This is a genomic window from Rhizobium sp. CF122 (assembly GCF_000282035.1).
Classification (GTDB): domain Bacteria; phylum Pseudomonadota; class Alphaproteobacteria; order Rhizobiales; family Rhizobiaceae; genus Rhizobium.
The window spans coordinates 15,149-36,574 of sequence record NZ_AKKA01000068.1 but is presented as its reverse complement, the minus strand read 5'-3'; the positions used below and the strand labels follow the sequence as shown (position 1 = coordinate 36,574).

At 57.9% G+C, this 21,426-nt stretch carries 34 protein-coding genes and 3 pseudogenes; 17 read left to right on the top strand and 20 right to left on the bottom strand.

Features of this window, described 5'->3' with window-relative positions; translation table 11 throughout:
* The first annotated feature begins 65 nt into the window (after window positions 1–65).
* Window positions 66–404, top strand: a complete 339-nt coding sequence (locus PMI09_RS11815) for a hypothetical protein (protein ID WP_007793456.1) — start codon at window positions 66–68, stop codon at window positions 402–404.
* A gap of 63 nt (window positions 405–467) precedes the next feature.
* Here PMI09_RS11815 and PMI09_RS32175 read toward each other — a convergent pair.
* A pseudogene (locus PMI09_RS32175) lies at window positions 468–610 on the bottom strand (non-homologous end-joining DNA ligase); the annotation flags it as partial.
* Between the two features lie 547 nt (window positions 611–1,157).
* Here PMI09_RS32175 and PMI09_RS11810 point away from each other — a divergent pair.
* Window positions 1,158–1,667, top strand: coding sequence for a hypothetical protein (locus tag PMI09_RS11810; RefSeq protein ID WP_007793452.1), 510 nt, complete (start codon window positions 1,158–1,160; stop codon window positions 1,665–1,667).
* A gap of 275 nt (window positions 1,668–1,942) precedes the next feature.
* On the opposite strand, the gene PMI09_RS31335 is transcribed toward PMI09_RS11810, so the two are convergent.
* The gene (locus PMI09_RS31335) at window positions 1,943–2,332 is read right to left on the bottom strand and encodes a hypothetical protein (protein WP_037082846.1); all 390 of its coding nucleotides are present in this window, start codon (window positions 2,330–2,332) and stop codon (window positions 1,943–1,945) included.
* 25 nt (window positions 2,333–2,357) lie between these two features.
* Window positions 2,358–2,744, bottom strand: coding sequence for a hypothetical protein (locus PMI09_RS31330; RefSeq protein WP_157213368.1), 387 nt, complete (start codon window positions 2,742–2,744; stop codon window positions 2,358–2,360).
* Between the two features lie 337 nt (window positions 2,745–3,081).
* Here PMI09_RS31330 and PMI09_RS32530 point away from each other — a divergent pair, with 337 nt between their 5' ends.
* Both PMI09_RS32530 and PMI09_RS31730 read left to right on the top strand, forming a co-directional pair.
* The gene (locus PMI09_RS32530; RefSeq protein ID WP_007793444.1) at window positions 3,082–3,210 is read left to right on the top strand and encodes a hypothetical protein; all 129 of its coding nucleotides are present in this window, start codon (window positions 3,082–3,084) and stop codon (window positions 3,208–3,210) included.
* Between the two features lie 485 nt (window positions 3,211–3,695).
* On the top strand, window positions 3,696–3,836 hold the full coding sequence (locus PMI09_RS31730; RefSeq protein WP_007793441.1) for a hypothetical protein: 141 nt from the start codon (window positions 3,696–3,698) through the stop codon (window positions 3,834–3,836).
* A gap of 66 nt (window positions 3,837–3,902) precedes the next feature.
* Here PMI09_RS31730 and PMI09_RS32170 read toward each other — a convergent pair whose 3' ends face one another.
* On the bottom strand, window positions 3,903–4,343 hold the full coding sequence (locus PMI09_RS32170; protein ID WP_007793438.1) for a hypothetical protein: 441 nt from the start codon (window positions 4,341–4,343) through the stop codon (window positions 3,903–3,905).
* Between the two features lie 588 nt (window positions 4,344–4,931).
* On the opposite strand from PMI09_RS32170, the gene PMI09_RS11785 reads away from it, so the two are divergent.
* Window positions 4,932–5,117, top strand: coding sequence for a hypothetical protein (locus PMI09_RS11785; protein WP_007793431.1), 186 nt, complete (start codon window positions 4,932–4,934; stop codon window positions 5,115–5,117).
* Window positions 5,118–5,425: 308 nt separating this feature from the next.
* On the opposite strand, the gene PMI09_RS31320 is transcribed toward PMI09_RS11785, so the two are convergent.
* The 3 genes from PMI09_RS31320 to PMI09_RS31315 form a co-directional block, all read right to left on the bottom strand.
* Window positions 5,426–5,674: a hypothetical protein gene (locus PMI09_RS31320; RefSeq protein ID WP_007793428.1), complete on the bottom strand. Its 249-nt coding sequence runs from the start codon at window positions 5,672–5,674 to the stop codon at window positions 5,426–5,428.
* 253 nt (window positions 5,675–5,927) lie between these two features.
* Window positions 5,928–6,401 carry a transcription termination/antitermination NusG family protein gene (locus PMI09_RS30295; RefSeq protein WP_274533077.1) on the bottom strand — a complete coding sequence of 158 codons (474 nt, stop codon included), beginning with the start codon at window positions 6,399–6,401 and terminating at the stop codon, window positions 5,928–5,930.
* A gap of 51 nt (window positions 6,402–6,452) precedes the next feature.
* Window positions 6,453–6,629, bottom strand: a complete 177-nt coding sequence (locus PMI09_RS31315; protein ID WP_157213367.1) for a hypothetical protein — start codon at window positions 6,627–6,629, stop codon at window positions 6,453–6,455.
* 165 nt (window positions 6,630–6,794) lie between these two features.
* Here PMI09_RS31315 and PMI09_RS11770 point away from each other — a divergent pair, with 165 nt between their 5' ends.
* Complete coding sequence (locus PMI09_RS11770; protein ID WP_037082833.1) at window positions 6,795–7,013, top strand: DUF982 domain-containing protein; 219 nt, start codon at window positions 6,795–6,797, stop codon at window positions 7,011–7,013.
* A 43-nt stretch (window positions 7,014–7,056) separates the two neighbouring features.
* On the opposite strand, the gene PMI09_RS11765 is transcribed toward PMI09_RS11770, so the two are convergent.
* Both PMI09_RS11765 and PMI09_RS32165 read right to left on the bottom strand, forming a co-directional pair.
* A complete protein-coding gene (locus PMI09_RS11765; protein ID WP_007793419.1) occupies window positions 7,057–7,431 on the bottom strand; it encodes a hypothetical protein in 375 nt (124 codons plus the stop codon).
* Window positions 7,431–7,582, bottom strand: a pseudogene (locus tag PMI09_RS32165) (ATP dependent DNA ligase); the annotation flags it as partial. The pseudogene PMI09_RS32165 and the gene PMI09_RS11765, both read right to left, overlap by 1 nt.
* A 187-nt stretch (window positions 7,583–7,769) precedes the next feature.
* On the opposite strand from PMI09_RS32165, the gene PMI09_RS30285 reads away from it, so the two are divergent.
* The 3 genes from PMI09_RS30285 to PMI09_RS11755 all read left to right on the top strand — a co-directional run bounded on the left by PMI09_RS30285 (window position 7,770) and on the right by PMI09_RS11755 (window position 9,323).
* Window positions 7,770–8,075 carry a DUF982 domain-containing protein gene (locus PMI09_RS30285; RefSeq protein ID WP_007793418.1) on the top strand — a complete coding sequence of 102 codons (306 nt, stop codon included), beginning with the start codon at window positions 7,770–7,772 and terminating at the stop codon, window positions 8,073–8,075.
* 149 nt (window positions 8,076–8,224) lie between these two features.
* Entirely contained in the window at window positions 8,225–8,485 is a 261-nt protein-coding gene (locus tag PMI09_RS11760) for a hypothetical protein (RefSeq protein WP_007793416.1), read from the top strand.
* 649 nt (window positions 8,486–9,134) lie between these two features.
* Window positions 9,135–9,323, top strand: a complete 189-nt coding sequence (locus PMI09_RS11755) for a hypothetical protein (RefSeq protein ID WP_007793395.1) — start codon at window positions 9,135–9,137, stop codon at window positions 9,321–9,323.
* A 212-nt stretch (window positions 9,324–9,535) separates the two neighbouring features.
* Here PMI09_RS11755 and PMI09_RS30280 read toward each other — a convergent pair.
* Window positions 9,536–9,700: pseudogene (locus PMI09_RS30280) on the bottom strand (DUF1515 family protein); the annotation flags it as partial.
* Window positions 9,701–9,818: 118 nt separating this feature from the next.
* Here PMI09_RS30280 and PMI09_RS11745 point away from each other — a divergent pair.
* The 3 genes from PMI09_RS11745 (at window position 9,819) to PMI09_RS30275 (ending at window position 11,334) form a co-directional block, all read left to right on the top strand.
* On the top strand, window positions 9,819–10,079 hold the full coding sequence (locus tag PMI09_RS11745) for a hypothetical protein (RefSeq protein ID WP_007793389.1): 261 nt from the start codon (window positions 9,819–9,821) through the stop codon (window positions 10,077–10,079).
* Between the two features lie 19 nt (window positions 10,080–10,098).
* Window positions 10,099–10,638, top strand: a complete 540-nt coding sequence (locus PMI09_RS11740; RefSeq protein WP_202801603.1) for a LysR substrate-binding domain-containing protein — start codon at window positions 10,099–10,101, stop codon at window positions 10,636–10,638.
* A gap of 504 nt (window positions 10,639–11,142) precedes the next feature.
* A complete protein-coding gene (locus PMI09_RS30275; RefSeq protein ID WP_007793384.1) occupies window positions 11,143–11,334 on the top strand; it encodes a hypothetical protein in 192 nt (63 codons plus the stop codon).
* A gap of 34 nt (window positions 11,335–11,368) precedes the next feature.
* Here PMI09_RS30275 and PMI09_RS32160 read toward each other — a convergent pair whose 3' ends face one another.
* The 9 genes from PMI09_RS32160 to msuE form a co-directional block, all read right to left on the bottom strand.
* Entirely contained in the window at window positions 11,369–11,551 is a 183-nt protein-coding gene (locus PMI09_RS32160) for a hypothetical protein (RefSeq protein ID WP_081499062.1), read from the bottom strand.
* A 223-nt stretch (window positions 11,552–11,774) separates the two neighbouring features.
* Window positions 11,775–12,332, bottom strand: coding sequence for a hypothetical protein (locus PMI09_RS11735; protein WP_007793381.1), 558 nt, complete (start codon window positions 12,330–12,332; stop codon window positions 11,775–11,777).
* Between the two features lie 182 nt (window positions 12,333–12,514).
* Window positions 12,515–13,846 carry an LLM class flavin-dependent oxidoreductase gene (locus PMI09_RS11730; protein WP_007793378.1) on the bottom strand — a complete coding sequence of 444 codons (1,332 nt, stop codon included), beginning with the start codon at window positions 13,844–13,846 and terminating at the stop codon, window positions 12,515–12,517.
* A gap of 40 nt (window positions 13,847–13,886) precedes the next feature.
* Complete coding sequence (locus PMI09_RS11725; protein WP_007793375.1) at window positions 13,887–14,546, bottom strand: peroxiredoxin; 660 nt, start codon at window positions 14,544–14,546, stop codon at window positions 13,887–13,889.
* Window positions 14,547–14,582: 36 nt separating this feature from the next.
* Entirely contained in the window at window positions 14,583–14,858 is a 276-nt protein-coding gene (locus tag PMI09_RS11720; protein ID WP_007793373.1) for a hypothetical protein, read from the bottom strand.
* Between the two features lie 8 nt (window positions 14,859–14,866).
* Window positions 14,867–15,466, bottom strand: coding sequence for an RBBP9/YdeN family alpha/beta hydrolase (locus PMI09_RS11715; RefSeq protein WP_007793370.1), 600 nt, complete (start codon window positions 15,464–15,466; stop codon window positions 14,867–14,869).
* A gap of 40 nt (window positions 15,467–15,506) precedes the next feature.
* Window positions 15,507–15,638: a hypothetical protein gene (locus PMI09_RS32525; RefSeq protein ID WP_274533076.1), complete on the bottom strand. Its 132-nt coding sequence runs from the start codon at window positions 15,636–15,638 to the stop codon at window positions 15,507–15,509.
* 192 nt (window positions 15,639–15,830) lie between these two features.
* Window positions 15,831–16,001 (bottom strand): hypothetical protein, encoded by a 171-nt coding sequence (locus PMI09_RS31725; protein ID WP_007793367.1) that lies wholly within the window; start codon window positions 15,999–16,001, stop codon window positions 15,831–15,833.
* Window positions 16,002–16,017: 16 nt separating this feature from the next.
* Window positions 16,018–16,581 carry an FMN reductase gene (msuE, locus tag PMI09_RS11710; RefSeq protein ID WP_007793364.1) on the bottom strand — a complete coding sequence of 188 codons (564 nt, stop codon included), beginning with the start codon at window positions 16,579–16,581 and terminating at the stop codon, window positions 16,018–16,020.
* 534 nt (window positions 16,582–17,115) lie between these two features.
* Here msuE and PMI09_RS11700 point away from each other — a divergent pair.
* From PMI09_RS11700 to PMI09_RS11680, 5 genes are all read left to right on the top strand, one after another.
* On the top strand, window positions 17,116–17,271 hold the full coding sequence (locus PMI09_RS11700; RefSeq protein ID WP_007793362.1) for a hypothetical protein: 156 nt from the start codon (window positions 17,116–17,118) through the stop codon (window positions 17,269–17,271).
* A gap of 205 nt (window positions 17,272–17,476) precedes the next feature.
* A complete protein-coding gene (locus tag PMI09_RS11695; RefSeq protein WP_007793359.1) occupies window positions 17,477–17,704 on the top strand; it encodes a hypothetical protein in 228 nt (75 codons plus the stop codon).
* 290 nt (window positions 17,705–17,994) lie between these two features.
* Window positions 17,995–18,279 carry a hypothetical protein gene (locus PMI09_RS11690; protein ID WP_007793355.1) on the top strand — a complete coding sequence of 95 codons (285 nt, stop codon included), beginning with the start codon at window positions 17,995–17,997 and terminating at the stop codon, window positions 18,277–18,279.
* A 195-nt stretch (window positions 18,280–18,474) separates the two neighbouring features.
* Entirely contained in the window at window positions 18,475–19,224 is a 750-nt protein-coding gene (locus PMI09_RS11685; protein WP_007793352.1) for a cytochrome c biogenesis CcdA family protein, read from the top strand.
* Between the two features lie 47 nt (window positions 19,225–19,271).
* Complete coding sequence (locus PMI09_RS11680) at window positions 19,272–20,222, top strand: AEC family transporter (RefSeq protein WP_007793350.1); 951 nt, start codon at window positions 19,272–19,274, stop codon at window positions 20,220–20,222.
* On the opposite strand, the gene PMI09_RS11675 is transcribed toward PMI09_RS11680, so the two are convergent.
* On the bottom strand, window positions 20,202–21,413 hold the full coding sequence (locus PMI09_RS11675) for a UbiH/UbiF family hydroxylase (RefSeq protein ID WP_007793347.1): 1,212 nt from the start codon (window positions 21,411–21,413) through the stop codon (window positions 20,202–20,204). The two genes, PMI09_RS11680 and PMI09_RS11675, sit on opposite strands and share 21 nt — an antisense overlap.
* Window positions 21,414–21,426: the final 13 nt, after the last annotated feature.

Genomic DNA, 21,426 nt, shown 5'->3' with positions numbered 1-21,426 from the left:
CTTCCAAGCCACGACACGTCATGCATATTTCGTGGTCGGGTTAAGAGTCTTTCTAAGGGGCATTCATGAAAATTCGTTACGTTGTGCTGGCAAGTTTGCTGGCAGCTACTTCCTGCGCCAAACGTCCGGATGCGATCGTACCGGTCGATATTCCCATGGCGGCCTATACCGGCTCGCCGTGCCCGGTGCTTGCTGCCGAACTGGTCAAAGAGCAGGAAAACCTAGCTGCGGTTTCGAAGGCGCAAAATGACGCAGCAACAGGTGATGCTGTGGGCGTCTTCCTAATTGGTGTCCCGACTTCAAGCACTTTTGGCGGCGACAAAGAAGGCCAAGTTGCCGTCGCGAAGGGCAAAGTGCAGGCCATTCAGAACGCGATGCGCAGCAAGAATTGCGCGAGTTCTTGACCAGCGGACAGCACACATTTTTATTCAGTGTCCAAACTCAAAAACTCGCCCGGTAGAGCAAGAGAGGAGCGCGAGACAGGGCTCGACGCGGTCAGGCATTGGATCGAAAGGAAGTCGCGGCTGGGAAGGATCTCGCGGCTTTCGGCGCGAGAACGGAGCGGCTTATCGTCGGCAAGGAGGGGCTTTGAACGCGGAGATTTTGCCATCCCTCAAGTGAGCCACAGATTTTCGCAATGGCGGCAGTCTTGACGCCGCCACCGACCAAGGCCATTTGTCACACAGCTTCGGGGCGGAAGCGAAAACTCAATCCTCGACATCATGCGGCTGTCGGCAACCTCTTCAAGGAGAGGCGCTATGCGCATGGCCTACTACCCGTCTGACTTCATCGGTCACGACCTTCGCTATTCATGCCAAAGGTGCGGGCGCAGTGGATCACAGTCCGCGGCGGATGCTCTTGCTTGATACGGCAACCCGCCAATGCCGGATCTTCTCAACGGTAAGCGCGTAGGTCACTCCACGTATCATTCCGGCTGCTGATGGGCGATCCAGAAAGATGAACGCCTCGGCAGAAAGAGAAATATTACCATGACCAGTTGATCCTGCCGCGATCGGTCGACCGGCTTTTCAGGGCAAGTGAGGCGATCACAAGCGCCATCCGCCTGCTGGTCTGCGTCACCTGTCAATCGACCTTGACAAGCGCGTCCATGTCGAGACGCTATCGGGCTCGCAACGTAGTAGAAAAACGAGGATAGGATGAGGTTCAGCAGACCGGCAGTCGCAGTCGTGGTTGGCGTCGCAGCCTGTGTGTTTGGCGCGTGCCTTGCGGCATTGCCTGCACTCGCACAGGAAGTCGAGCCGCCCGCTCCATGGGTTAAGCTTACCGGTTCGCATGCCGGAGCGGTCGGAACATGCTCTAACGTTGATGCGACCGACAACGAAGCTTGTTACATGGTCCGGTGCGACGCCAAGAACGGTCTCATTTTCGAGATTGGCGATGCCACTGTTGGCGAGATGGGCGTGCGATCGGCGCGCTTCGAGATTGGGAGGTACAAAGAGACGATCCGCCTCGACGGGAACAGTCCCGATCGGCGAACGATTGTTCTCTTAAAGCATCCGAAGCTGCTTGCCGCCCTTACATCTGGCGCTGATTTCGCGACCATGTACGCCGTCAAGGCCGATGTGGAATACAGCACCGGCTTTGAACTCACGGGGGCGCGAGACCAGATATCTCGACTGGCAAAGGGCTGCCCAACCAAGCCGTGACGACGGGCAAGGGTCCTGACCGACCATGACGCCCGATTGCCCAAAGCTGCGTTTTGCGGTCGCGCATCCGATGATGCCGCAGGACTGTAATTGGCATTGCGATCGCTTCGAGAAACACGACGCTCTTCGCCCGGACCCTGGCCGTAGAAACCGCATCTGAGATCGGCTGGTCCGGTTCTGCCGCGGTCGTTGCTGCCCAAGCGTCCCGTGTTCGGCGTGATCACTGACTGTCGATTTATGTTGTCGCGCTGCCCAAAGATGCAGCTCTCAACGGCTTAGCAAGGGAGCTTGGTTGCGAACGCGGGCCGGACGCGCAGTTCAACGACAAATGCCGATTGCACTACCACCAGACCGCCGAAGAAACGCTTGGAATAGCTCAGCCGGCGTCGAAGTCCGAGAGTATGCGAACTCTGGGTGAGCTTGCGCAATATGAGGCGATGTTCGCCCTGTGCCCGCAGTGCAAGCGCCGGAAGCCGATCGATCGGTGGGCGATACAGCGGAAGTTTGGGAAGGGATTGACGCTGAGGCAACTCGCTGGCCTCATGCGATGCAAATGCGGCCACAAGGGCGCACAATTGATGGTGGCGACTTTGTCGCGAGACTGACTTGGTAATAGCAGACGAGGACTCTGAGATGATGAAATTGCGTTTGAGAAGGATCTTCATTCTAGGTTTGCTGGCGCTGCCGGTATCAGAAGCAGCTCGGGCGGACACGCTTCCGCTTTCGAAGATTAATCGCAAAATTGAGAGTCACATTCAGACCAGCAACACCAAGAAGAATGTTCAATGTCTCGCTTTCATACTGAAGGACTTTCAGGAGCGAAAAATCCCCAAGTCGAGGATTCTCGTCACCTTCGACGATCCGAACATCGACGGCATTGGCATCGGACTGGACGAGACGGACGAGAATTACACTTGCGAAGCTGGCGAACTCCGATCCTGGGAAGAGAATGAGTACCAGGTTGCGAAGAGATTTTAGCAGGACATTCCGGATGTCCGCCTGCCCGTTCGCCCAACCCTGATAGAGCGCTTCGCTGATCCCATAGAAATTCTCGTAGGTGTCAACGAACTCGCGCATGACGACCCTTATCTCCCAACCGAAACTGAACTTATTCCACGCTTCCGCCAGAGCATCTCGAGAAACATTGCGTTTGGTGATTGAGGTCCGCAGCGCCTTATCAGCGACCTGGGTCATTCGCGATCGAATTCCCCATCGTCGTGTCGCGATAGCCGGCCGCAATAAGCGCCCCGGCGAGATAGCGTAGCAAATTGCGGGTGGGCGCGTGGCTGCGCCCTTGGAGGACCGGAAGTCCGTCATGGATGGCTCCAGATTGTTGGAAGGAGTTGCAGTTCCGCACTCGACTCGCTGCTTGAGCGGTGTTTCAAGTAGCGAAGCCTAAAGTTGGGAGTTGGCGATGTACTACGAATGGGACGAAGCGAAAGCGAGACGACAGTATCTGGTCAAGTTCGCCTCGGTCTGGCTGGCAGCGATTGCGCTGGCATTTCTTCCTGTGTGGTGGCTGGTACAGGAAACCACGTTCTAGTCCGTCAAGGCGCGGGCCGAAATACCACCATTGGCGAACATGCGATCGATGGTCGGTTGTGCTTCTATGAGCGCGGCCCCAAAATGCGGCCAACTTGCTGTGACAGTGCCCCGAGGTCCGCGTACACCCCTGCGGGCCTCGCCTATCCCGATCCTCACCGAATGGCTAAGCTCACCTGTTCGAACGAAGGCATCTTGCTTTTTGCCTTGATCGGCTACTCTGAAATGGCTCGCAGTTCCTCTGTGAGCAGGGTCAACACATAAGGCCAGTGGAACCCCTGCCCGGTCTTGTGTGCCTCTGTCTACGGCCAGGCCGCGACACTAGCCGCGGCCTCGGTTTTTCAGAAAGGCTTTGGCATCGAGCTTGGTGCGACTTGGTCGCGGTTGAGATCTCTCACGTAATCTCTCAACGGCCACAGATAAGTGTTCGACCTAAAGTAGACTTCGGACGTTCACCTGGTTAGTAGGGCGCCTAGAGGTGAAGATATGCGCGATTCTGAAAATCAACACGAAAGCGACGAAGTGCCGGCACGCGCACCGCTGCCCGAGAGCCAGAAGTTCTTCGACCCTTGGGAGGAAGAATTTCGCAAAAGCTACACCAAGGACGACAAGACCTTCGAATTTTGATCCGCGAGTGCGCTGCGACCGAGAGCGGCGCGAGCTGGAAGACTTTCCGGAACATGTTTTGAAGCCTTAGAGGTTTGCGGCAGCCGTGAAGAATGCGTTGATCTGCTCTTCAGTGAAGCCCATGGCAGCAAAGCCTGCCGCCATCATGGGCTCAGTCCGGACAAAGGTGCCGCTGTATTCGTACGCGATCTGGACCGCCTTCGACTGTGTGTTGATCCAAGCATCGACCTTATCGAGGAGGCCCGCCGCGAGAAGCTGGAGCTTGAACTGCCTGGCTGACACGCTCATAACCGGGGGCGGCGGTGGGTTCAGAAAGGCAATCACTTCCTCGTTGTTGTCCGGAAGCTCTTCCTCTGCGTATACAGGCTGCAGATTGGCATAGGCGCCCAGCACATCGCCAGCGTCCTTGAACAGAACGTTCGCGGTCGCTCGGTCCTGACCGATCGAATACATCTCGGCGCGCTTAACACCGTACCAGCCGCCTATGTATAGGCCGGTAGCAGCCATCCATGGTGATTTCGCGTGCCCTTGCCTGTCTCCACCCAGGCAGAGCGAACGACCGTTGCCTCAGTCATGACCTCATCTTGCAGGCATCGCTCGCAAAGCCGTTGCTGCGCCAATTGCACGGCACGTGCAGTTTTCCACGCCTTGAGGCGATACCATTTGCGGTAGGCTTTAGCTTCGCTGGACCTTTGGTCCGAAACAGAATACGCCATGACTTGCCCATGCAATTAGGAGACCACAGTGTCAAACCACAAGCAGAGGCGCGGCAAAGCAGATCGTGGCGGGCTATCAGCGCGGGAACCCTACGAGGTCGCTCTGTTTGCAAAGAAGCACGGTATCGCAACCGCGGACGCAAAGCGGATTATCAATACGCACGGCTCGGATCGGGATTCTTGCGACAAAGCAGCCAACCGGCTCAAATAGCAAGCGCGGCACGGAGGTTACCGGTTTATCCGTCCGGATCTCGACCTGCCGCACGATCGCCCGTCGCTGGAGGAGGCAGCGCCAGGTGACGGGAACTACAATTTTGGAGTGATTGTTTTATTTCACTGCGAGCTAATTTGCGGTAGCGTCCTCGTGGGAGGACAAACTATGCAACACATCGATTCGACCGCAGCCGAACCTATCGCCGCAACGAAGGTTTGGTGCATCGCGGACTTCTGCTCGCTGCACCGTCTGGATCGCAATGAGGAAGCCAAGCTCACCGCACTGTTCGGTCAGTTCGCCACAACCGGCGAACTCGCCAACAACGTGACGCGTCGAACTAGGGCTAGGTAGAGTTACACCCGGCTCATCGCTGCCGAGCGTCCGTCGCAACCAATCTGTGCGTCCGGAAAGGTGGGGGGCATTGGCCCCTTCACCTTTGTAGGTGTATGAACTGCGAGAAACTTCCTCGCCTAATCTTCGGCAGCGTATTTCGCCAATTCCATCGCCTCAATGAAGTTATCGTTTGCTGTCACGGTAGCCACGCGCCTCTCCAAGCTCAGCTAGGCTCCTGGCGCTCTGCCACCCAGCAGTGCCTGCACACCTACGGACTTAGGCATTGCCTCGATTTGGTGCCGTGCTACCCAATCGAGGTTGGGGTGTCATACCGGCTTGACGGGAACCTCGCCGCTTTCGCCTGGAAGACTGTCCGCGAGCAGCATTACCAAAGCACCGCGTTCCGGCCCAAATGGTCGCCGATCCAAAAAATCAGATACGGCCATTACCGTTTCATGTCCGCCCGACGACGGATTGCCGCGGTGAAGGACGACCTCCGAATTGGATATGTCATCCGTGCCTAAGAACCACCGATCGCCGTTTGTGCTCGAAGCAAATTCTCTAAGATTTTCCAAGTTGACGCTCCTTCTTTGAAGAAGGAACTAGGGTCCTACAGCCGGATTGCGACAAAATACTTCGCGGCATTCTGTTTTTGGGTAGGTTCATTTGGGCCACCACCACCCGACCAAGCCCAATCTTGCTGAAGACGCATTTCTTCCATCGTGCGGCTTACCCCTTAGGGGCCGCGGTGGACCGTCGCTCTGCGCACTGTACATCCAGCAAATCAGTGAGCGTATATTACTATACGGTTATGGCTTAGCAAGCGAATCAGCTCAATCTCAACAACTGATCCATCGTTTGCATAACCAAAGCGCGGGATGAAGGCGCCTTAAGGCTGCAGGCGCCAGGCCGCCGGCCAACTCCGAATACTGGGCGTTCCGGATCTTGCGGCTGGCTCTCGACGCAGCCTTTTTGACCTCCCTGACGCATACACCAAGCCTTATCCAGCAAGAACTTCTGGTCTTCTTCCCAGACCATGTAGCGGAGTCGATCAATCACCTCTTGCGGAAAGCTGAATGGCTCGGGAGCATCGCCATAGATCCGGCTGTACTTCAGAAGTTTCCCGACACCTTCGACGGCCTCGACCGGGACGAACCGCTGTGTTGGCAGGTTGACGAAAACATACCCGGTGAAGATCGGAAAGCGCCGCTCAATCAGCTTCTTGTTCCGGTGATGCTTAACGACAATACGGTAAGTCGGCATGAAGGATTCGAAGCCGGCATTGGCAAGGTTGCGCTCGATGAGGCTCAGCCTCGGATCTCTGTCGTCACTGGCCAGCGCTGATTGGGAGCGCTACGCACCTGGCGCGGCCTTGATCGCAAACCATAGCTCGGTCGCCGGGTTCCAGTGGCCGCTCTCGCCTTCGCCGTGGCGAGCCGCCCGAAACCGCAGTTCCTCGGTGCACGTCTCTCTCGCCAGCTGATCTTCGTTGTACGGATTGAAGGCTCGATTGAGGGTCTGCATGTTCAAATCTTGATATCCTTCAGCTTGTCGACGATTGAATTGAGGTGGCCACTCAGCGACCGGTTCCCCATTTCTTCTCTTTCATTGCGGGCTGCGGATACCCATCTATCTGGAGGCGGAACGCTGCCCGATGCCGTTGAGAACGGAACACCCCGCGATTGGAGCGTAGCCATGTTGGTACACCGATGGAAAAAGCCCCTTGTGCTCGGAGATAGCCGCATCCGAATCGTTGTCGGCTCCCCCGAGGAGGCCCTGACCTGGCTCATCCATGAGCCAAACCAGAGCACGGCCAAATGGCAACGAGCATGGCAAGCTTGCCGAGCGGTCATCGAGGGTCGGATGAGGGCTGAAGACGCCAAGGCCGCCGTTCAGCTCGCGGCAGCGCGCTAAGTCATTCGTACTGGTGCTTTGCATGGTCAAATCCGTACATCCTTCAGTTTGTCCATGATGGAGTTCCGTCGGTTCTTGCCGGCGACGCGGGCTTGCTCGCGTTGAGCCTTCGTAGGCTGGAGACCGATCGCCACCTGCTTGACGGTGAAACCCTTTCGGCGAAGGGTTTCACCTCAATGAGGCAGGCCTCCTTGTCCAAGTTTGCGAGGTGCTGATCCTTTCGGCCGTTCTCGATGCGATCGATCCGCCAGTTCCTGAAAAGCTGCTTTGGCAGCTGGTAGTACTCGTAGGCGACGATGACAGGTGTGGGCCGGAAGCCTTTGGCCGCCGATTTGATGCGCTCTGCATTCACCTTGCCGAGCAGCTTTTCAATCATTCGCTGCTGAACGTCTTCGGGCAGTTCTTCAACGATCGACATCAACGCGTACTATCCTGCACCTCACGCAGCCCCTTATATGACGCGTGCCGAAGCTTCCGGTCGTGCGTCCACGCTCGATACTCGATCTCGCAATGATGGTCGGCGGCACCCACACCAGCTTCTTTCGTCGCCCCTCGTACTTGACCGGCGGCCTCGCTGGCCTCATGCGGTGCAAATGCGGACATAAGGGTGCGCGATTGATGTTGAGGCATCTGTCGCGAGACTAGCTGTAGCTGGCTATGAGCAAGCTAGGTAAACAGCCGGATATCACCCCTTGCACGCGCGCCTCAAATATTAGATTTTAATCACATTGCCGTTGGTCGATTAAGGAGGAAAAAATGCCGACGCCGGATGTCCTTTGGAACACCCCTGTAAATGTTCGACTTCAGAATGGCACTGAAAAGTCTTTCGAGAGTATTCACGACACCCTGGACTTCCTCGAAAACGAATGGCCCAAAGCCCACGGTGCTTATCACGATGCAGCCGTAGTCAGCTGTCGGAATGCCCTTAGGCGACAGACCCCTCCAGCAGTAAGCAAAGAGCTCTTCCTCGCGGCATGCCTAGAGGCGGGCCTTGCGATTCGAGGCGGTAACAGGCGGCCGAACGGCCAACATTTTTCGCCAACCGTTCATCGACATTTCTGAATGTGACGAAGCTGGAACAAAAGACCGGCAATCGCATTTAGCCGCCAGAGGCATTCGCCTCGACCCTTCCTATGTCCCAGCTCTGGCCCCGCTGTTCTGGTGGGTCTCTAGGGATGGCAAGAGAGATGTTCTTCATGGAGGATGTTGTGATGTCTCGCAAACAATTCAGTCGCCACGATGCGCCGCTGGATTCTGACGACCTACGGAAATGCCACGTAGTTCTAGATGCCATTTGCGAAGAGTTCGGAATAGAGCCTGGCTCCGAGGAGGCGGATCGCGTTGCTGCAATCACCATCGAGCTTTATCAGCAGGACGTGCGCGACGTTGGCCACCTGAAGCATATCGTCGATGCCGCACGCGGCCTCGATCTCAACCGCGATGGAACCAAGGCACAGCGTTCGGCGTTTTAGGCTTCGCTCACGTCCTACGATGTGACACTCAGGAGCCCTGACCTTGCCCCGCCGACCAAGCGGGGCTTTCTTTGCGGCGCGAACTCCCACTTTTGCGAGCGGATGATTTCCGGCTGGGCTGCTGTCCGGATGTCCGCCTATCTCTTCGGCTGTGTCTCACGCCTCGGGTCCTTAATACGTCATTAGCGTTGTTTCTGAACATCGGACCTAAGTCCGAGATTGATCGGACTTCGGCTCGGGCGCCTTCAGGACCTTTGTCCGACTGTTCAAGCCGTCCCTGTCCTGCATAATTCGTGCTGTCCCAACCCCATCGGACACCGGAATGCTCCGGGCGCGCCCCTCGCGTGCCACACCCCTCGGAGCCTTCCGGAACCCGGGTTGCGCCGTTCGCCGCGCGCTATGTGGGGGTCTTTTCGCTTGGACCTAAGTCCATTCAATCGTGCGACCTTCGGGTGATGCCAGATCACACAGCGCCCCGTATGCTTCCGGCATCCTCATTCCCAAGGATACGATGCAGCCCGGATATGGCGGACGGACCCTCCGCAGTATCCGGGAACTGCCCGTTGAGGCTCGCACTTTTGCGAGTGGATATCCGTGATCTGGCCTGCTGTCTTGCTGTCATCCCGCAAGTCACAAAGGAGAGACAGTTATGAACGACGCCAAACCCGCTTTCCTCGCTTTCCGGTACTCTGATGGTACTTGGACGGTTATGATTGTCGGCGAGGAAGGAATCTCTGAGGTTCAAGAAATGACAGCCGCCAAGCTGATCGAGATAATCGAGGCTCTGGAGACCATGAACGAAGCGCAAGAGAAGGACTGGTGGGATGTCTTCCACTAAAATGGGCGGCAGGTTGGTGCCGCTTCTACTCAATCCGCTACCGTCCCCAAATAGCCATCACAACTCGCCGGATGACGTCCGCGAACATGACACCGGGCGCCTATTGCCCAGCGCTACTTCGGCGCGCTCCCCGACATGAAAAATATCTTGATCGCCCCAACCGCGCTGGTGAAGGCGATGGCGCCGACCAAGTGAAGCCGCCAAGGCCGGAGCTAGCGACCAAACACCGCAATGAAAATTCGTCGTATGACGTCGGCAAAGGTGACCCCTAATGCCATGCTACCGACACCTATAACGCCAAGCGCGCCAAGGCCCATCAGCTTCCAACGCTTCACATCCTCGGTCACTGGCTTCATTTCTGTGACATCGTCCTGAACACCCGCGTGACGTATTTTTTGCAACCTTGCGGAACAAATAAGCAAGCTCCGTATTAGTATTCTCGCATAGCTTGCATTTAGAGCTGCATGAGTTTCATTCTAGAACGGTTCTTGGAACATGGAACCCGCACGCTTCGACAGATTTCGCTATGGGTTGGCGGCCCTTCTGATGCGACACCCGCATCTCCGTCCCTATGCCCTTATCGCGCACCGGCGGATCGAAGATGTCGAGAATTACGGCGACGCCATCCGGTTTCGCGAGAAGTTAATTGCTGAGGCTGGCGACAAGACGCTCCTAGAGGAGTGCGAGCGATTCTGCGTCGAGCTTGAGGATGAGCTGCAGTCCTATCTTGTCGCATCACACGCCGATTTGCCATGAGGAGTTCTTTCCTCGGGGCGTGAAGAGCGCCTATGCCGAGCGTCTGCTGCGCCTGTCATCGGAGGCCGAAGCCGCACTTCGGCCCGGTGCGCCGCGCGGCACACTGGAAAGCACGGCCGCAGCGCGCCTGCCGCCACTGCTCTCGACCTATCACGAGCGTTACCCCGATGTGCAGATAGAACTCGTCACTGGAGAGTCCACCGCGCTGCTGCATCGCGTCAGGAGTTTCGATGTGGAAGCTGCTTTCATCTCGGAGCCTTTCTGTGCAGAAGGGCTGGAGGCACAGGAAGCCTTTACCGAAGAACTGGCGCTGAGAGCGCCGAAAACCATGGCCCCCATCAAAGGCGCGCGGGACTTGCGGAATCGCACGGTGATCGCGTTTGCCACCGGTTGTTCTTACCGACGCATCCTGGAAGACTGGTTATCGATGTCGAAAGTGGTGCCCGAGCGGGTGTTGGAACTGGCGTCCTACCACGCGATTGTAGCCTGCGTGGCGGCCGGCTCGGGCGTCGCGATCATGCCCCGCTCGGTGCTTGCGCGCGGTCCACGCGGAAAGTGACGTGCAGGCGCTGCCGTTGCCGCCAAAGGTCGCTCGGGTACGCACCCATCTGATCTGGCGCCCGGAACACCGTTCCCCGGCTCTGGATGCCTTGCGGGAGAAACCGCGGCAGCAAGAGCAGACACACATCGGATGATCCACCAGTCCCGTATGAGCGTTGAATGACTTTGCTGATTATTTCAAAGAAAAATAGGCTTCCCGACTTTTTCCCACTCCCTTTGTCGTTGTGATCCGGCTTCGGTCGTGGCTCACCTCATGCGCGAGGCTGCTGTCCTACTTGGCGCCTCCTCCAGCGCCGAAGCCTGACCGGGAACGAACGCTTGGCGAAGTTGCGCCGTATGAGGCGTTGTTCGCCTATGCCCCATTGCAAGCGGCGCAAACCCATCGACCGGTGGGAGATACAAAGGAAGTTTCGAAGAGGATTGACGCTAGGCCAGGTCGCAGGTTTCATGCGATGCAAATGCGGCCATAAAGGCGCGCGATTGATGGTAGGAACCTGTCGCGATGAGCATCGAAAACCACTCGAAGGCGCCTGGCGCCAACATTCACGTAAACCACTACTGCTGTGTGGCGGGATGCGGGAAATGGGGAGGCTTCGGCCACGCCTCTTCCAAGGGCGTAGAAACGCGATGGTGGTGTGCCGAGCATTATCCGTATTGGGAAGACATCAAGAAAGCGGATGGGCGAGATCAGTGATGCGCCAGTATCTACTTACCTGCGCTACCGCCCGTCAGTAACTGCACGAGCGGCCGTTGCTAGGTCTGAAGCCATCCGCGCAGGCTCGATTCATTGAATCTCCGGGCTGATAGCCTGATGCCGAGCCCATTGAATTCGGTGGAGTCGAGCAGGCCGATGTGAGCGCTGAAAGGCTAATCATCGCTCCGGCTGCTACTAAGGCACGAAATCTGCTCATCTTTGCTTCTCCTCGCCAGGGCGGCTACGCTGCAGGCAGCAATGTATCGCACCATTAGGTAGATGCGAGGGGCGTTACGCAAGGAAGTGGAAATAAATGACCGCCGACGAACGCTCGCGCTACTTATGCCCTGCAATGCGGGGCCAGGAGTGGTCGCGATGAGCGTCCTCCTATCATTGACTGTCGTGCGCATATCGGGAATATCTTCCCTCAAGCTTCGCGGCTAGCAGCGATTGCTCGGTCCGCAGCGGAACTTAGAGGAGTCGCTCGATGGTGGCCAATTGCTTAGCGAATTCCTGAACTCCTGTATGCTGTCGAGGTTCTCTTTGCTCGTGGTTGTCGCAGCTTGGCTGCCTTTCACGAGCTTTTCGTAGAACGCCGGCTGGGAAAAAACGCCCCAGTTGGACGTGTTTGGCAAGGCACTTCCGGTTGACCCGTCGCCTCGTTTACTAGCCATTGTCTCAAGCTGAGAAATTCGCTCGTTCGCGACTTTCAATGCCTCGTTGACTGTCGTCAAAGCCGCGTTGGCTTGAGCATTGTCTTGCGCAAGCTTCTCTAGTTTGGCGGTCAAGTCGAGCGTCTCTCCCCTGCGGGTATATTTGAGCACTCCGGATGACCATTCGAAGTTCGCCACGGATGGCAATGCCAGCAAGATTGCACCAGCTGCCAGTACGATTGCATGCCCATTTGTTACAGTTCGGCCGACGGCTATGAATATGACCGTGATGATGATGACTGCGGCGCCAATCAACGGGACCGCGTTTTGAGTAACCCACTGCATGACCGCCGCCAATTTGCCTAGGGAAGCATCATCTTGAAATTGGATAATGTAAATGTGTGCACGCCACTCTTGCACGGGCTATGTCTGGTAGGTTGCAGGCTAATTCCAGTAAGTCAGCGCCATCTCCCCGGGCACCAGTAAATACCAAGCCATCCGATATCTCTTCCGCGACATATCTCGGCTCAGGGACTTGCAAAGAACCTGTTGGTCGGCCGGGAAAGGCCGAGATGCTCACGCAGCGTCGTGCCCTCGTAGTCCTGCCTGAAAATCCCTCGCCGCTGCAGTTCGGGTACGAGCCGATCGACGACATCGTCGAGACCTTGAGGAAGATACGGGAAGACGACATTGAAACCGTCGCTGCCTCGCTCCTCCAGCCATTGCGCCATCTCATCGGCAATCGTCTCCGGCGTGCCGACAAAGGCAAGGCCGGAGTAGCCACCATAGCGCTGCGCGAGCTGCCGAACAGTCAACTGCTCTTTCTGGGCAAGCTTCAGTACCTGCGCGCGACCGGTCTTGCTGGCATTCGTCTCCGCTATATCAGGTAGCGGCCCATCCGGATCGAAGCCCGAAGCATCGTGACCAAGAGCGATCGAGAGCGAGGCGATGGCGCTGTCATAGTGCACGAGGCTATCGAGATGCGCCCGCTTCGTGCGCGCCTCCTCAATGCTGTCGCCGATGACGATGAAGGCGGCCGGCAGAATCTTGAGGCTATCGGGATCCCGACCAATCGCGGACATGCGCTCCTTGATATCGGCATAGAGCGCCTGCGCCGCGCGGAGATCGCGTGGCGAGCAGAACACCACTTCTGCCGTCTCGGCGGCGAGCTGGCGTCCCGGTTCGGACTGCCCCGCCTGCACGATCACCGGCCAACCCTGCGGCGGGCGGGCGATGTTGAGCGGGCCGCGCACGCTAAGCTCCTCGCCCTTGTGATTGAGGACATGCATTCTGGCGGGATCGAAGAACTGGCCACTTTCCACATCGCGCGTAAAAGCGTCGTCGGCGAAACTGTCCCAGAGGCCGGTGACGACGTCGTAAAATTCCCGGGCACGGTGGTAGCGCTCGCCATGCTCGACATGTTCCTCGAGGCCAAAATTCAGCGCGGCATCGGGATTGGCGGTCGTCACGATGTTCCAGCCCGCGCGCCCGGCGCTGATATGGTCGAGCGAAGCGAAGCGGCGGGCAACGTGATAGGGCTCGTCGAAGGTCGTCGAGGCCGTCGCAACGAGGCCGATCCGGTCAGTGACTGCGGCAAGAGCCGATAACAGCGTGAACGGCTCGAAGGAGGTTACCGTCTGGCTTCGCTTTAGAGCCTCCACCGGCATGTTGAGCACGGCGAGGTGATCCGCCATGAAGAAGGCGTCGAACTTCGCCGCCTCCAGCTTTCGCGCAAACTCCTTCAAGTGCTTGAAGTTGAAGTTCGCGTCGGGATAGGCGCCGGGGTAGCGCCAGGCTCCAGTATGCAGGCTGACAGGGCGCATGAATGCCCCAAGGTGCAATTGTCGCTCCTGTGCCATCAAGCGCTCCCGTCCGATACCCTACCCCTTGCCCGAGCGTTTACGCCTGCGGCTGCTTGGTCTTGCGCAGGTAAGGAAGCACTGTGTCAAACGAACCGAAGCGGGTTGCTGCGTCCTCGTTCGAGACGGCAGCTGTGATGATGACGTCCTCACCCTGCTGCCAGTTCGCCGGCGTCGCAACCTGATGCTTTGCCGTCAATTGGATGGAATCGATCGCGCGAAGGATCTCGTTGAAGTTTCTCCCAGTCGTCATCGGGTAGGTGAGGACCAACTTGATCTTCTTGTCCGGGCCGATGATGAAGACGGAACGGACGGTCGCATTGTCCGCCGGCGTGCGCCCCTCCGACGTTTCCCCGGCTCCAGCGGGCAGCATGTCGTAAAGCTTGGCGACCTTCAGGTCCTTGTCGCCGATCAGCGGGTATTCGACATCGAAACCGGTCGCCGTCTTGATGTCGTTTTTCCACTTGCCGTGGCTTTCCACCGGATCCACGGAGATGCCGATGATCTTGGCGCCGCGCTTGCGGAATTCGGGCTCCAGTCCTGCCATCGCGCCAAGCTCGGTCGTGCAAACCGGCGTGAAGTTCTTCGGATGCGAGAAGAGCACTGCCCAGCCATCACCGATCCAGTCATGGAATTGGATGGCACCTTGCGTGGTGTCGGCGGTGAAATCAGGTGCAATATCGTTGATGCGGAGGCTCATGAGCGTTGATCCTTGCTGGTGAAATGGCGTTGGTTTTCAATGACGGGTGAATTGTCTAGCCGTTTTCAGCCGCTGTTCAAGCACCTGCGTCAAAACGGTCGCCTGATGAAGGATAGCGGCAAAGCTTGCCTTATCAGCCGCAGCAATATCCACGCTCATTCTGTCGATGATTTGACAGAGCTTCTCGATCTTCGGCGCGTCAGATTGGTCGCCCAGATCATCCGCAAATTCAAGGAGAACCCACACAAGCCGACGAAGTGTTCGCCGGCGAGTTTCACCCGATATCGTCGATAATCGGCTTGGCGACGCCATGAGATCCTCTACCACGCGGACGAAGCCTCTCTGCCGAGAGACGGCTTTTTCTGCGGTATTTTATCGAGATGGCGAGTTCTGGCTTTCAGCGTTTCGAAAACACGGTAGCCGCCTGGCCAACGGCCATAGCCGCTGGCGACATTGACGTGTCCGGCCAAACCGGCGTTGCGCAACTCGCTGCCCCAGAGGCGAGCAAAGAGTGTCAGGCGATCGAGCGACATGTAATGATCGTTCAGGCTACCGACCACGATGCTGGGAAACGGCAACTCTGCCGTCGGCATCGTGCCGAAAGCAATCTGGCCGGGATGAAGCTTCTCGGTCGCCGGCAGATCGCATGGCGCCACGAGCAGCGCTCCCCTCACCCGTGCCGCCGCAGGCCTCGTGGCAAGGCTCGCCGCCAGCAGACATCCTAAGCTATGGGCCACGATGTAGGCCTCGCCGGCCTCTTCGAGCGCGGCCTCGAGCGTTGCCCGCCAGAGACTCAAGTGCGGATGATCCCAGTTGTCCTGATGGACGAGGCGACTTTCGGGATGATCCCGCAGCCAGGCGGTTTGCCAATGCGCATCTTCTGATCCGAAGAGCCCGGGAAGAATAAGTACTGGCGTCATCATCAATCCTTATCGCGTCGCGTGACCGAGCTATCTGTTCCTAGAGAACGCCGAGAGTGATCGCGAAGAGGAACCCGAAGGCGAGCACTGTAGCCGCAGAAGAGGCCACATCCGCCAAAACACCTACAAGCCGGTTTCGCGGAGCGATGCGGCGATCATCGAAAACAGCCATGACGATCCTCAGTACCAGGGCCCCGGAGATGGGTTCCAATAGTAGATTTCATAGTCGCGGGCCGTCGGCTCGCCGTCACTGTGCAGCTCGATCCGCGGTGCGCCCGCCGCCAGTTGGGAAGGCCCGAGGCGGACGGCCCACCGGAGCCATAAAAGAAGAGAATGCAGCATCGGTTTCTTCTTGCTTACCTTATCAGATCAACTGGTTGCGCCTCGCATTCGAAAGTAAGTCCGCGGCGCTGGCGACCGGGCCGAACAGCATCAGCAGACGGTTTTGCTCGCGCACCGTCAGCCGATAACGGCGAGCAAAGTCGAAGACGCTCCAAAGCTCGCTTCCCATTGACGTCTTCTCCGCACTATCCATGTCGCCCCTCCCGAGCTCACTCGGCGGCCTGAAGCGTGGCCTTTGCCGACGGGAGGAAAGAGAACGCGGCCAGCTCATCGACGACAGAGCCGATGCGGCCAGACAGCGACTCCGAGGCGACCTTGTAGTCTACGAAATCGCGGTCCGAGGCATAGACGGCCGTCGGCAGCGTGTGGGCCATGAAGAAACCGAACAGCGGCCGTAGCTGATGCTCGACAATCAGGGCATGGCGATCCCCGCCACCGGTCGCAGAGATGATGATCGGCTTGGAGCGGAGTTCGCTCGGCTCGATAAGATCGATCAGATGCTTGAACAGGCCGGGATAAGATCCCTTGTAGGTCGGCGAGCCTACGACTAGGACATCCGCCTTGACGATATCATCGAGAACCTGGCTGGCCTGTTCATCCAGCTCGCTGCGCCACAGGGCAGTGCCCAATGATGGGCCGACGTCCTTGAGATCGTAGATCTTCGAGGAAAAGCCATAGTTTGCAGCGGCAAGCCCGGCAATATGCTCGACCAGGGCATAGGTCTTGGACGGACGGTTGAAGCTACCGGCAATGCCCACCAATCGCAGCGACATATATCTCTCCTTCGTTGTTGCATCAAATATTGTCTATAAAATTAGTGAACAAAAGAAATGACGTTCCGTTGTGAGGACGAAGCGTGAAATTCGATGCCCCTCAAGCAAGCCATCGCGGCAGCTTGGCTTCCGCAGCGCTTGCAAGCCTTTTTGGACAAAGCCTGCGAGGCAGCGAGTAATAGCCAGACCATGGCCGGCCGCATGTTGAAATACGACCGGGGTACAGGCGCTGGTGCCGGCATCCGCTCAAGCCGCCTGATGCGGCACGAGCTTGGATCGCGAAATAGCCAATATTTGTGGGAACCTTTGCTCGCGCTGTCCGTTAAATAGCTGCAGCGTTTGAAATCCGCGCTGCCGGACCAGCATCGCCTATGTAGGTCCGCAAAAAGGCCCGGTGGATTCTATCCCGCCGGGCTTTTTCTTTTTGACACTCTCTTCCACAAAATCTTGCATTGGCTTGACGCAATTGTGGTTCGCTTTGAACAACTTGCGGTCTCGCGCATTACCTATCGACTCCAACTAGGAGACAGGAAAATGACGATCATCGCCAAAGTTGCTACTGCCTTGTGCGTGCTCATTGCATTGAGTTCGTGCGCAAACACCATCAAGGGCTTTGGACGCGATGCGGCCAATACCGTCAATGCGACCCAGAACGCCGGCAATCGCGTAGCGAACGCTGCGTCCCGTTAATCTCGTTAACGGCCTCGCAGTCACTTTATTGGGCGGCGCCTTATGCTTCCGGGCGGAAGCCTGCCGACGTCGTCCTTGGCAGGTCCCCAAACTGTGCTCCGCACCCGACGTCTCAAATGGCGTCAAATCGTCCGAAATAGTCGGTGGGCCTTGAAATCGCGTTGATGGCGGCAAAGATTCCTCTTGATGCGATGGAGGCCAAGCCATGTCGAACTACAGAGAGGAAAGGCGGTTTCGGTGTCAGGACGACGGAGGGAAAACCTACGTTGTCATTCAGCAGATCAGGATTTCTGGCCAGAACGCGGCTTCGCCCAAGACCGATTATATGACGGAGGACGGCGAGATCGTGAATCGGCTTGATGAGGAACATTTCCTCCTTTTGCTCGATGGCCAGATACTACATATTCCCCATGTTTCAGATGCTGATCATTGAACCGCGGCGTTTGTCTGCCTCGGCGGACCGCCGAGACTTCTATTTTGGCAGCATGTGATCCTGCACGTTGCTGAAATTGCGAGCGGCTGTCTTTCGCCTGCATTTAGTCTCGATGCGTTTAACGCCCGACCGTGTGGCGCAAGCTCCATCGAATCACAACTCTGCGATCATCTCGCACATGACTGGAACATGAACGCCGGTTTCAGTGCGCATTCATTCGCCACATCTAATCTGTCGAACCAACAGCGCTCCAAAGGCGTTACGTCAGCAGATACAGATGGAGACCGATCATGAGAAAGCTTATTGTTGCAGCTGCCGGACTTGCGACGCTGCTTGTGAGCGCACCGGCTTTCGCGGACGGCGTATACTTCGAATTCGGCTCCGGACCGCGTTACTATGACGACCCGCCACCGCCCCGCTATTACAGACACGAGCCACGCTATGTCTACGACGATGATGACGATGATTACTATCGTCCGCGCTACGCGCGACAGGTGTGCTGGGAGCAGCCCTACCAGAAGAAGAGCCATCACCACTACATCACCAAATACAGGACCGTCTGCCGCGATCGCTAATCCGTCGTGTAGTGATGACTTCAATTGCAGGGCAATGGCGCGCACGAACGGCGCGCCATTCCAATTCAATGCAGCATGTGCTGCGGGTACACTCCGACACCTACCTATTCTCCCAAAGCGCGAAAAGGTGATTGGCCCCGATGCCTGGGCTGCGATAGGACTTCGCCCATGATTGCCTGCCGCCGGAGTCCCTAAGTGTCGATTGCCGATATTTCCTTATTGAGCGCCCTATTTGCGGGCGCGCTGTCGTTCCTGTCTCCTTGCGTGCTGCCTCTCGTTCCGCCCTATCTCTGCTATATGGCCGGCATTTCCGTCGAGCAGTTCCGCGGCGGCAGCGCGGTTGCTGTCGCTCCGGATACGCGGCGGGGCGTCCTGTTCTCAGCGCTTTTCTTCACACTCGGCTTCGCGACCGTTTTCGTGGCGCTCGGGGCTGGTGCATCCAGCATCGGCATGGCGCTTCGCCAGCATCTCGATCTCCTGGCAAAGATCGGCGGCCTCATTATCATAGTCATGGGTTTGAATTTCCTCGGGGTCTTCCGGATTGGAATTCTGGCCCGCGAGGCACGCTTTCAAGGCAGCGGCAAGCCGGCGACGCTGACGGGTGCCTATATTATGGGGCTGGCCTTCGCCTTCGGCTGGACACCTTGCATCGGCCCGGTGCTCGGTGCAATCCTCGGCGTCGCGGCCTCGCGGGAGACAGTCGGTTCAGGCGCCGGGCTCCTCGCCGTCTATTCCCTCGGCCTTGCCATCCCGTTCTGGATTGCCGCGGGCTTTTCCGGTGCCTTCATGGGCTTTCTGACGCGCTTCCGCCGACATCTCGGAACGGTCGAGAAAGTCATGGGCTCGTTCCTGATTCTGACCGGCCTCGCTTTCATGTTCGGTTTCGTCAGTGACGTCGCAATCTGGTTCCAGCAGACCTTTCCAATCCTGATGAAAATCGGCTAAGCCGGGATCACTCCCAAGAATTTGCATTGGAATAGTAGCAGCAGCCGTTGTCCGATATCGTCAGTCTGCTTCTGCCGTTCTTCGGCCTGATCCTCATTGGCTATATCGCAGGGAAAGTGACGAAGCAGCCGGCCGCCGCGCTCGGCTGGATGAACACCTTCATCATCTATGCCGCGCTGCCCGCGCTTTTCTTCAAACTCGTCTCACGTACACCCTTCGAGGATCTGACACGCATCGATTTCATCGCCACCGATCTCGCTGCGACGTATTCGATCTTCATTGTCCTGTTTGCGATCGCTCGCGGGATCCGGGGCAATTCACTCGCTGACTGCACCGTTCAGTCGTTTGCCGGCGCGTACGGCAATATCGGATACATGGGGCCAGGTCTCGCCTTGCTGGCGCTGGGCGAAGGTGCGGCCGTGCCGGTCGCGCTGATCGTTTGCCTGGAGAACGCGCTGCATTTCATCGTCGCACCGGCGCTCATGGCGGCAGCCGGCGATGATCGGCGATCCGCCGGGCGGCTAGCGATCGATATTGCTCGGAAAGTGGCCCTTCACCCCTTCATCCTGTCGACGGCGCTGGGCTTTGTTGTCGCCGGCTTCCATATCGACCAGCCGCTGCCCTTCAAGCGCTTCGTCGATTACCTTGCGCAGGCTGCTGCGCCCTGCGCGCTGTTTGCGATGGGAGTCACGCTGGCCCTTCGGCCGCTGAAGCGTATACCTGCCGAGATCGGCTATATCGTGCCGGCCAAGCTCATCGTGCACCCGCTTGTCGTCTATTTCGCGCTGACGGCCGTCGGCGGCTTCGATCCGGTTTGGATCTATGCCGCGGTACTGCTCGCCGCCCTGCCGACGGCGACCAATGTCTTTGTCATCGGGCAACAATACGGCGTCTGGCAGGAGCGTGCTTCGGCGACGATCCTGATCACGACGGCGCTTTCCGTCGTGACCGTCTCGCTCATCCTGATTGCGATAAAATCAGGCTTTCTTCCGGCTTAGCTTTTCCTTGATGGCATCGGGAATGTCCCGGAAGCCGCGACCGGGCTCGATGCCCTCGCGCATGACAATGCTGCGCAGCGGCGGCAGTGCCGACAGGATATGCAGGCCAGCAGCACGCATCATTTGAACAGGCAGGAAATCGGACAGCAGCGAGCGGTTGAGAAGATCGACGCTTGCCGTGCGGGTCATGATATCGGCGCGGCGCTTGCGATCGAACCGGTCGCCGGCATCGGCAGCGATCGGCAGTTCGGACCGCGTGCAAAGAATCTCCGAAAGCGCCATGACATCGCGCAGGCTGAGATTGAGCCCTTGTGCACCGATCGGCGGGAAGACATGAGAGGCTTCGCCGATGAGGGCGATCCGCCCCTTGCCGGAGCGATGGGCCACCATGCCGGAAAGCGGCCAAAGCTGCACACCTTCCTCAACAGTCACCTTGCCGAGCAACGACTGCATTCGCTCCTCGACCACATTGCTCAACTCAACCAGCGAGAGCTCGTTGCGCGCAACCGCATCCGAGGGGTTCTGCACCCAGACGAGGCTGGAGCGATTGCCCGTCAGCGGAACCTGGGTAAACGGCCCACTTTCCGTATGGAACTCCGTCGAAATATTCTCATGCGGCAGCGAATGTTCGAAATTCAACACCATGGCCGATTGCGGATAGGACCATGTGCGCACATCGATGCCGGCTGTTTCACGGAGCTTCGACTTGCGTCCGTCAGCACCAACCGCGAACGTCGCCGAAAGGACTTCGCCGTCGGCGAGCGTGACGGTCACCGATTCCGCGCCGATATCGATCGCATCGGCAAACGAAGTGAAACACGTGACGTTGCCCTCAGCCGCAATCGCAGCGTCCAGCACCTCCATCAATGCCTTGTTCGGGAAATTGTAGCCGAACGCCTCAAGATCGAGTTCGATGGAACGGAAGGTGGTGATCGGCGCACGCAGCAGACGATTCGTACCGTCGATGATGCGCATGGTGGAAAGCGCAGCGGCAGCCGGGCGCAGCCTTTCCCAAAGCGTCAGCCTGTCGAGGAAACGGATCGATTGATCCATAAGCGCAGTCGTGCGCCGGTCCTGACTGGGAGAAGGTGGCGCGACGAGAGCCACGTTGCGTCCGCCGCGAGCCAAGGCGACGGCGGCGATCATGCCGGCAAGCCCGCCACCGATCACCGCTATTTCAAAAGTCTTCATTGCACCGTTCCGT

Bases quoted from the DNA above. Each gene is read 5' to 3' on its own strand.
- PMI09_RS11815 (WP_007793456.1), top strand. From the start codon at position 66: ATGAAAATTCGTTACGTTGTGCTGGCAAGTTTGCTGGCAGCTACTTCC.
- PMI09_RS11810 (WP_007793452.1), top strand. From the start codon at position 1,158: ATGAGGTTCAGCAGACCGGCAGTCGCAGTCGTGGTTGGCGTCGCAGCC.
- PMI09_RS31335 (WP_037082846.1), bottom strand. From the start codon at position 2,332: ATGAAGATCCTTCTCAAACGCAATTTCATCATCTCAGAGTCCTCGTCT.
- PMI09_RS31330 (WP_157213368.1), bottom strand. From the start codon at position 2,744: ATGCGCGAGTTCGTTGACACCTACGAGAATTTCTATGGGATCAGCGAA.
- PMI09_RS32530 (WP_007793444.1), top strand. From the start codon at position 3,082: ATGTACTACGAATGGGACGAAGCGAAAGCGAGACGACAGTATCTGGTC.
- PMI09_RS31730 (WP_007793441.1), top strand. From the start codon at position 3,696: ATGCGCGATTCTGAAAATCAACACGAAAGCGACGAAGTGCCGGCACGC.
- PMI09_RS32170 (WP_007793438.1), bottom strand. From the start codon at position 4,343: ATGGCTGCTACCGGCCTATACATAGGCGGCTGGTACGGTGTTAAGCGC.
- PMI09_RS11785 (WP_007793431.1), top strand. From the start codon at position 4,932: ATGCAACACATCGATTCGACCGCAGCCGAACCTATCGCCGCAACGAAG.
- PMI09_RS11770 (WP_037082833.1), top strand. From the start codon at position 6,795: ATGTTGGTACACCGATGGAAAAAGCCCCTTGTGCTCGGAGATAGCCGC.
- PMI09_RS11765 (WP_007793419.1), bottom strand. From the start codon at position 7,431: ATGTCGATCGTTGAAGAACTGCCCGAAGACGTTCAGCAGCGAATGATT.
- PMI09_RS30285 (WP_007793418.1), top strand. From the start codon at position 7,770: ATGCCGACGCCGGATGTCCTTTGGAACACCCCTGTAAATGTTCGACTT.
- PMI09_RS11760 (WP_007793416.1), top strand. From the start codon at position 8,225: ATGTCTCGCAAACAATTCAGTCGCCACGATGCGCCGCTGGATTCTGAC.
- PMI09_RS11755 (WP_007793395.1), top strand. From the start codon at position 9,135: ATGAACGACGCCAAACCCGCTTTCCTCGCTTTCCGGTACTCTGATGGT.
- PMI09_RS11745 (WP_007793389.1), top strand. From the start codon at position 9,819: ATGGAACCCGCACGCTTCGACAGATTTCGCTATGGGTTGGCGGCCCTT.
- PMI09_RS30275 (WP_007793384.1), top strand. From the start codon at position 11,143: ATGAGCATCGAAAACCACTCGAAGGCGCCTGGCGCCAACATTCACGTA.
- PMI09_RS32160 (WP_081499062.1), bottom strand. From the start codon at position 11,551: ATGAGCAGATTTCGTGCCTTAGTAGCAGCCGGAGCGATGATTAGCCTT.
- PMI09_RS11735 (WP_007793381.1), bottom strand. From the start codon at position 12,332: ATGCAGTGGGTTACTCAAAACGCGGTCCCGTTGATTGGCGCCGCAGTC.
- PMI09_RS11730 (WP_007793378.1), bottom strand. From the start codon at position 13,846: ATGGCACAGGAGCGACAATTGCACCTTGGGGCATTCATGCGCCCTGTC.
- PMI09_RS11725 (WP_007793375.1), bottom strand. From the start codon at position 14,546: ATGAGCCTCCGCATCAACGATATTGCACCTGATTTCACCGCCGACACC.
- PMI09_RS11720 (WP_007793373.1), bottom strand. From the start codon at position 14,858: ATGGCGTCGCCAAGCCGATTATCGACGATATCGGGTGAAACTCGCCGG.
- PMI09_RS11715 (WP_007793370.1), bottom strand. From the start codon at position 15,466: ATGACGCCAGTACTTATTCTTCCCGGGCTCTTCGGATCAGAAGATGCG.
- PMI09_RS32525 (WP_274533076.1), bottom strand. From the start codon at position 15,638: ATGGCTGTTTTCGATGATCGCCGCATCGCTCCGCGAAACCGGCTTGTA.
- PMI09_RS31725 (WP_007793367.1), bottom strand. From the start codon at position 16,001: ATGGATAGTGCGGAGAAGACGTCAATGGGAAGCGAGCTTTGGAGCGTC.
- msuE (WP_007793364.1), bottom strand. From the start codon at position 16,581: ATGTCGCTGCGATTGGTGGGCATTGCCGGTAGCTTCAACCGTCCGTCC.
- PMI09_RS11700 (WP_007793362.1), top strand. From the start codon at position 17,116: ATGACGATCATCGCCAAAGTTGCTACTGCCTTGTGCGTGCTCATTGCA.
- PMI09_RS11695 (WP_007793359.1), top strand. From the start codon at position 17,477: ATGTCGAACTACAGAGAGGAAAGGCGGTTTCGGTGTCAGGACGACGGA.
- PMI09_RS11690 (WP_007793355.1), top strand. From the start codon at position 17,995: ATGAGAAAGCTTATTGTTGCAGCTGCCGGACTTGCGACGCTGCTTGTG.
- PMI09_RS11675 (WP_007793347.1), bottom strand. From the start codon at position 21,413: ATGAAGACTTTTGAAATAGCGGTGATCGGTGGCGGGCTTGCCGGCATG.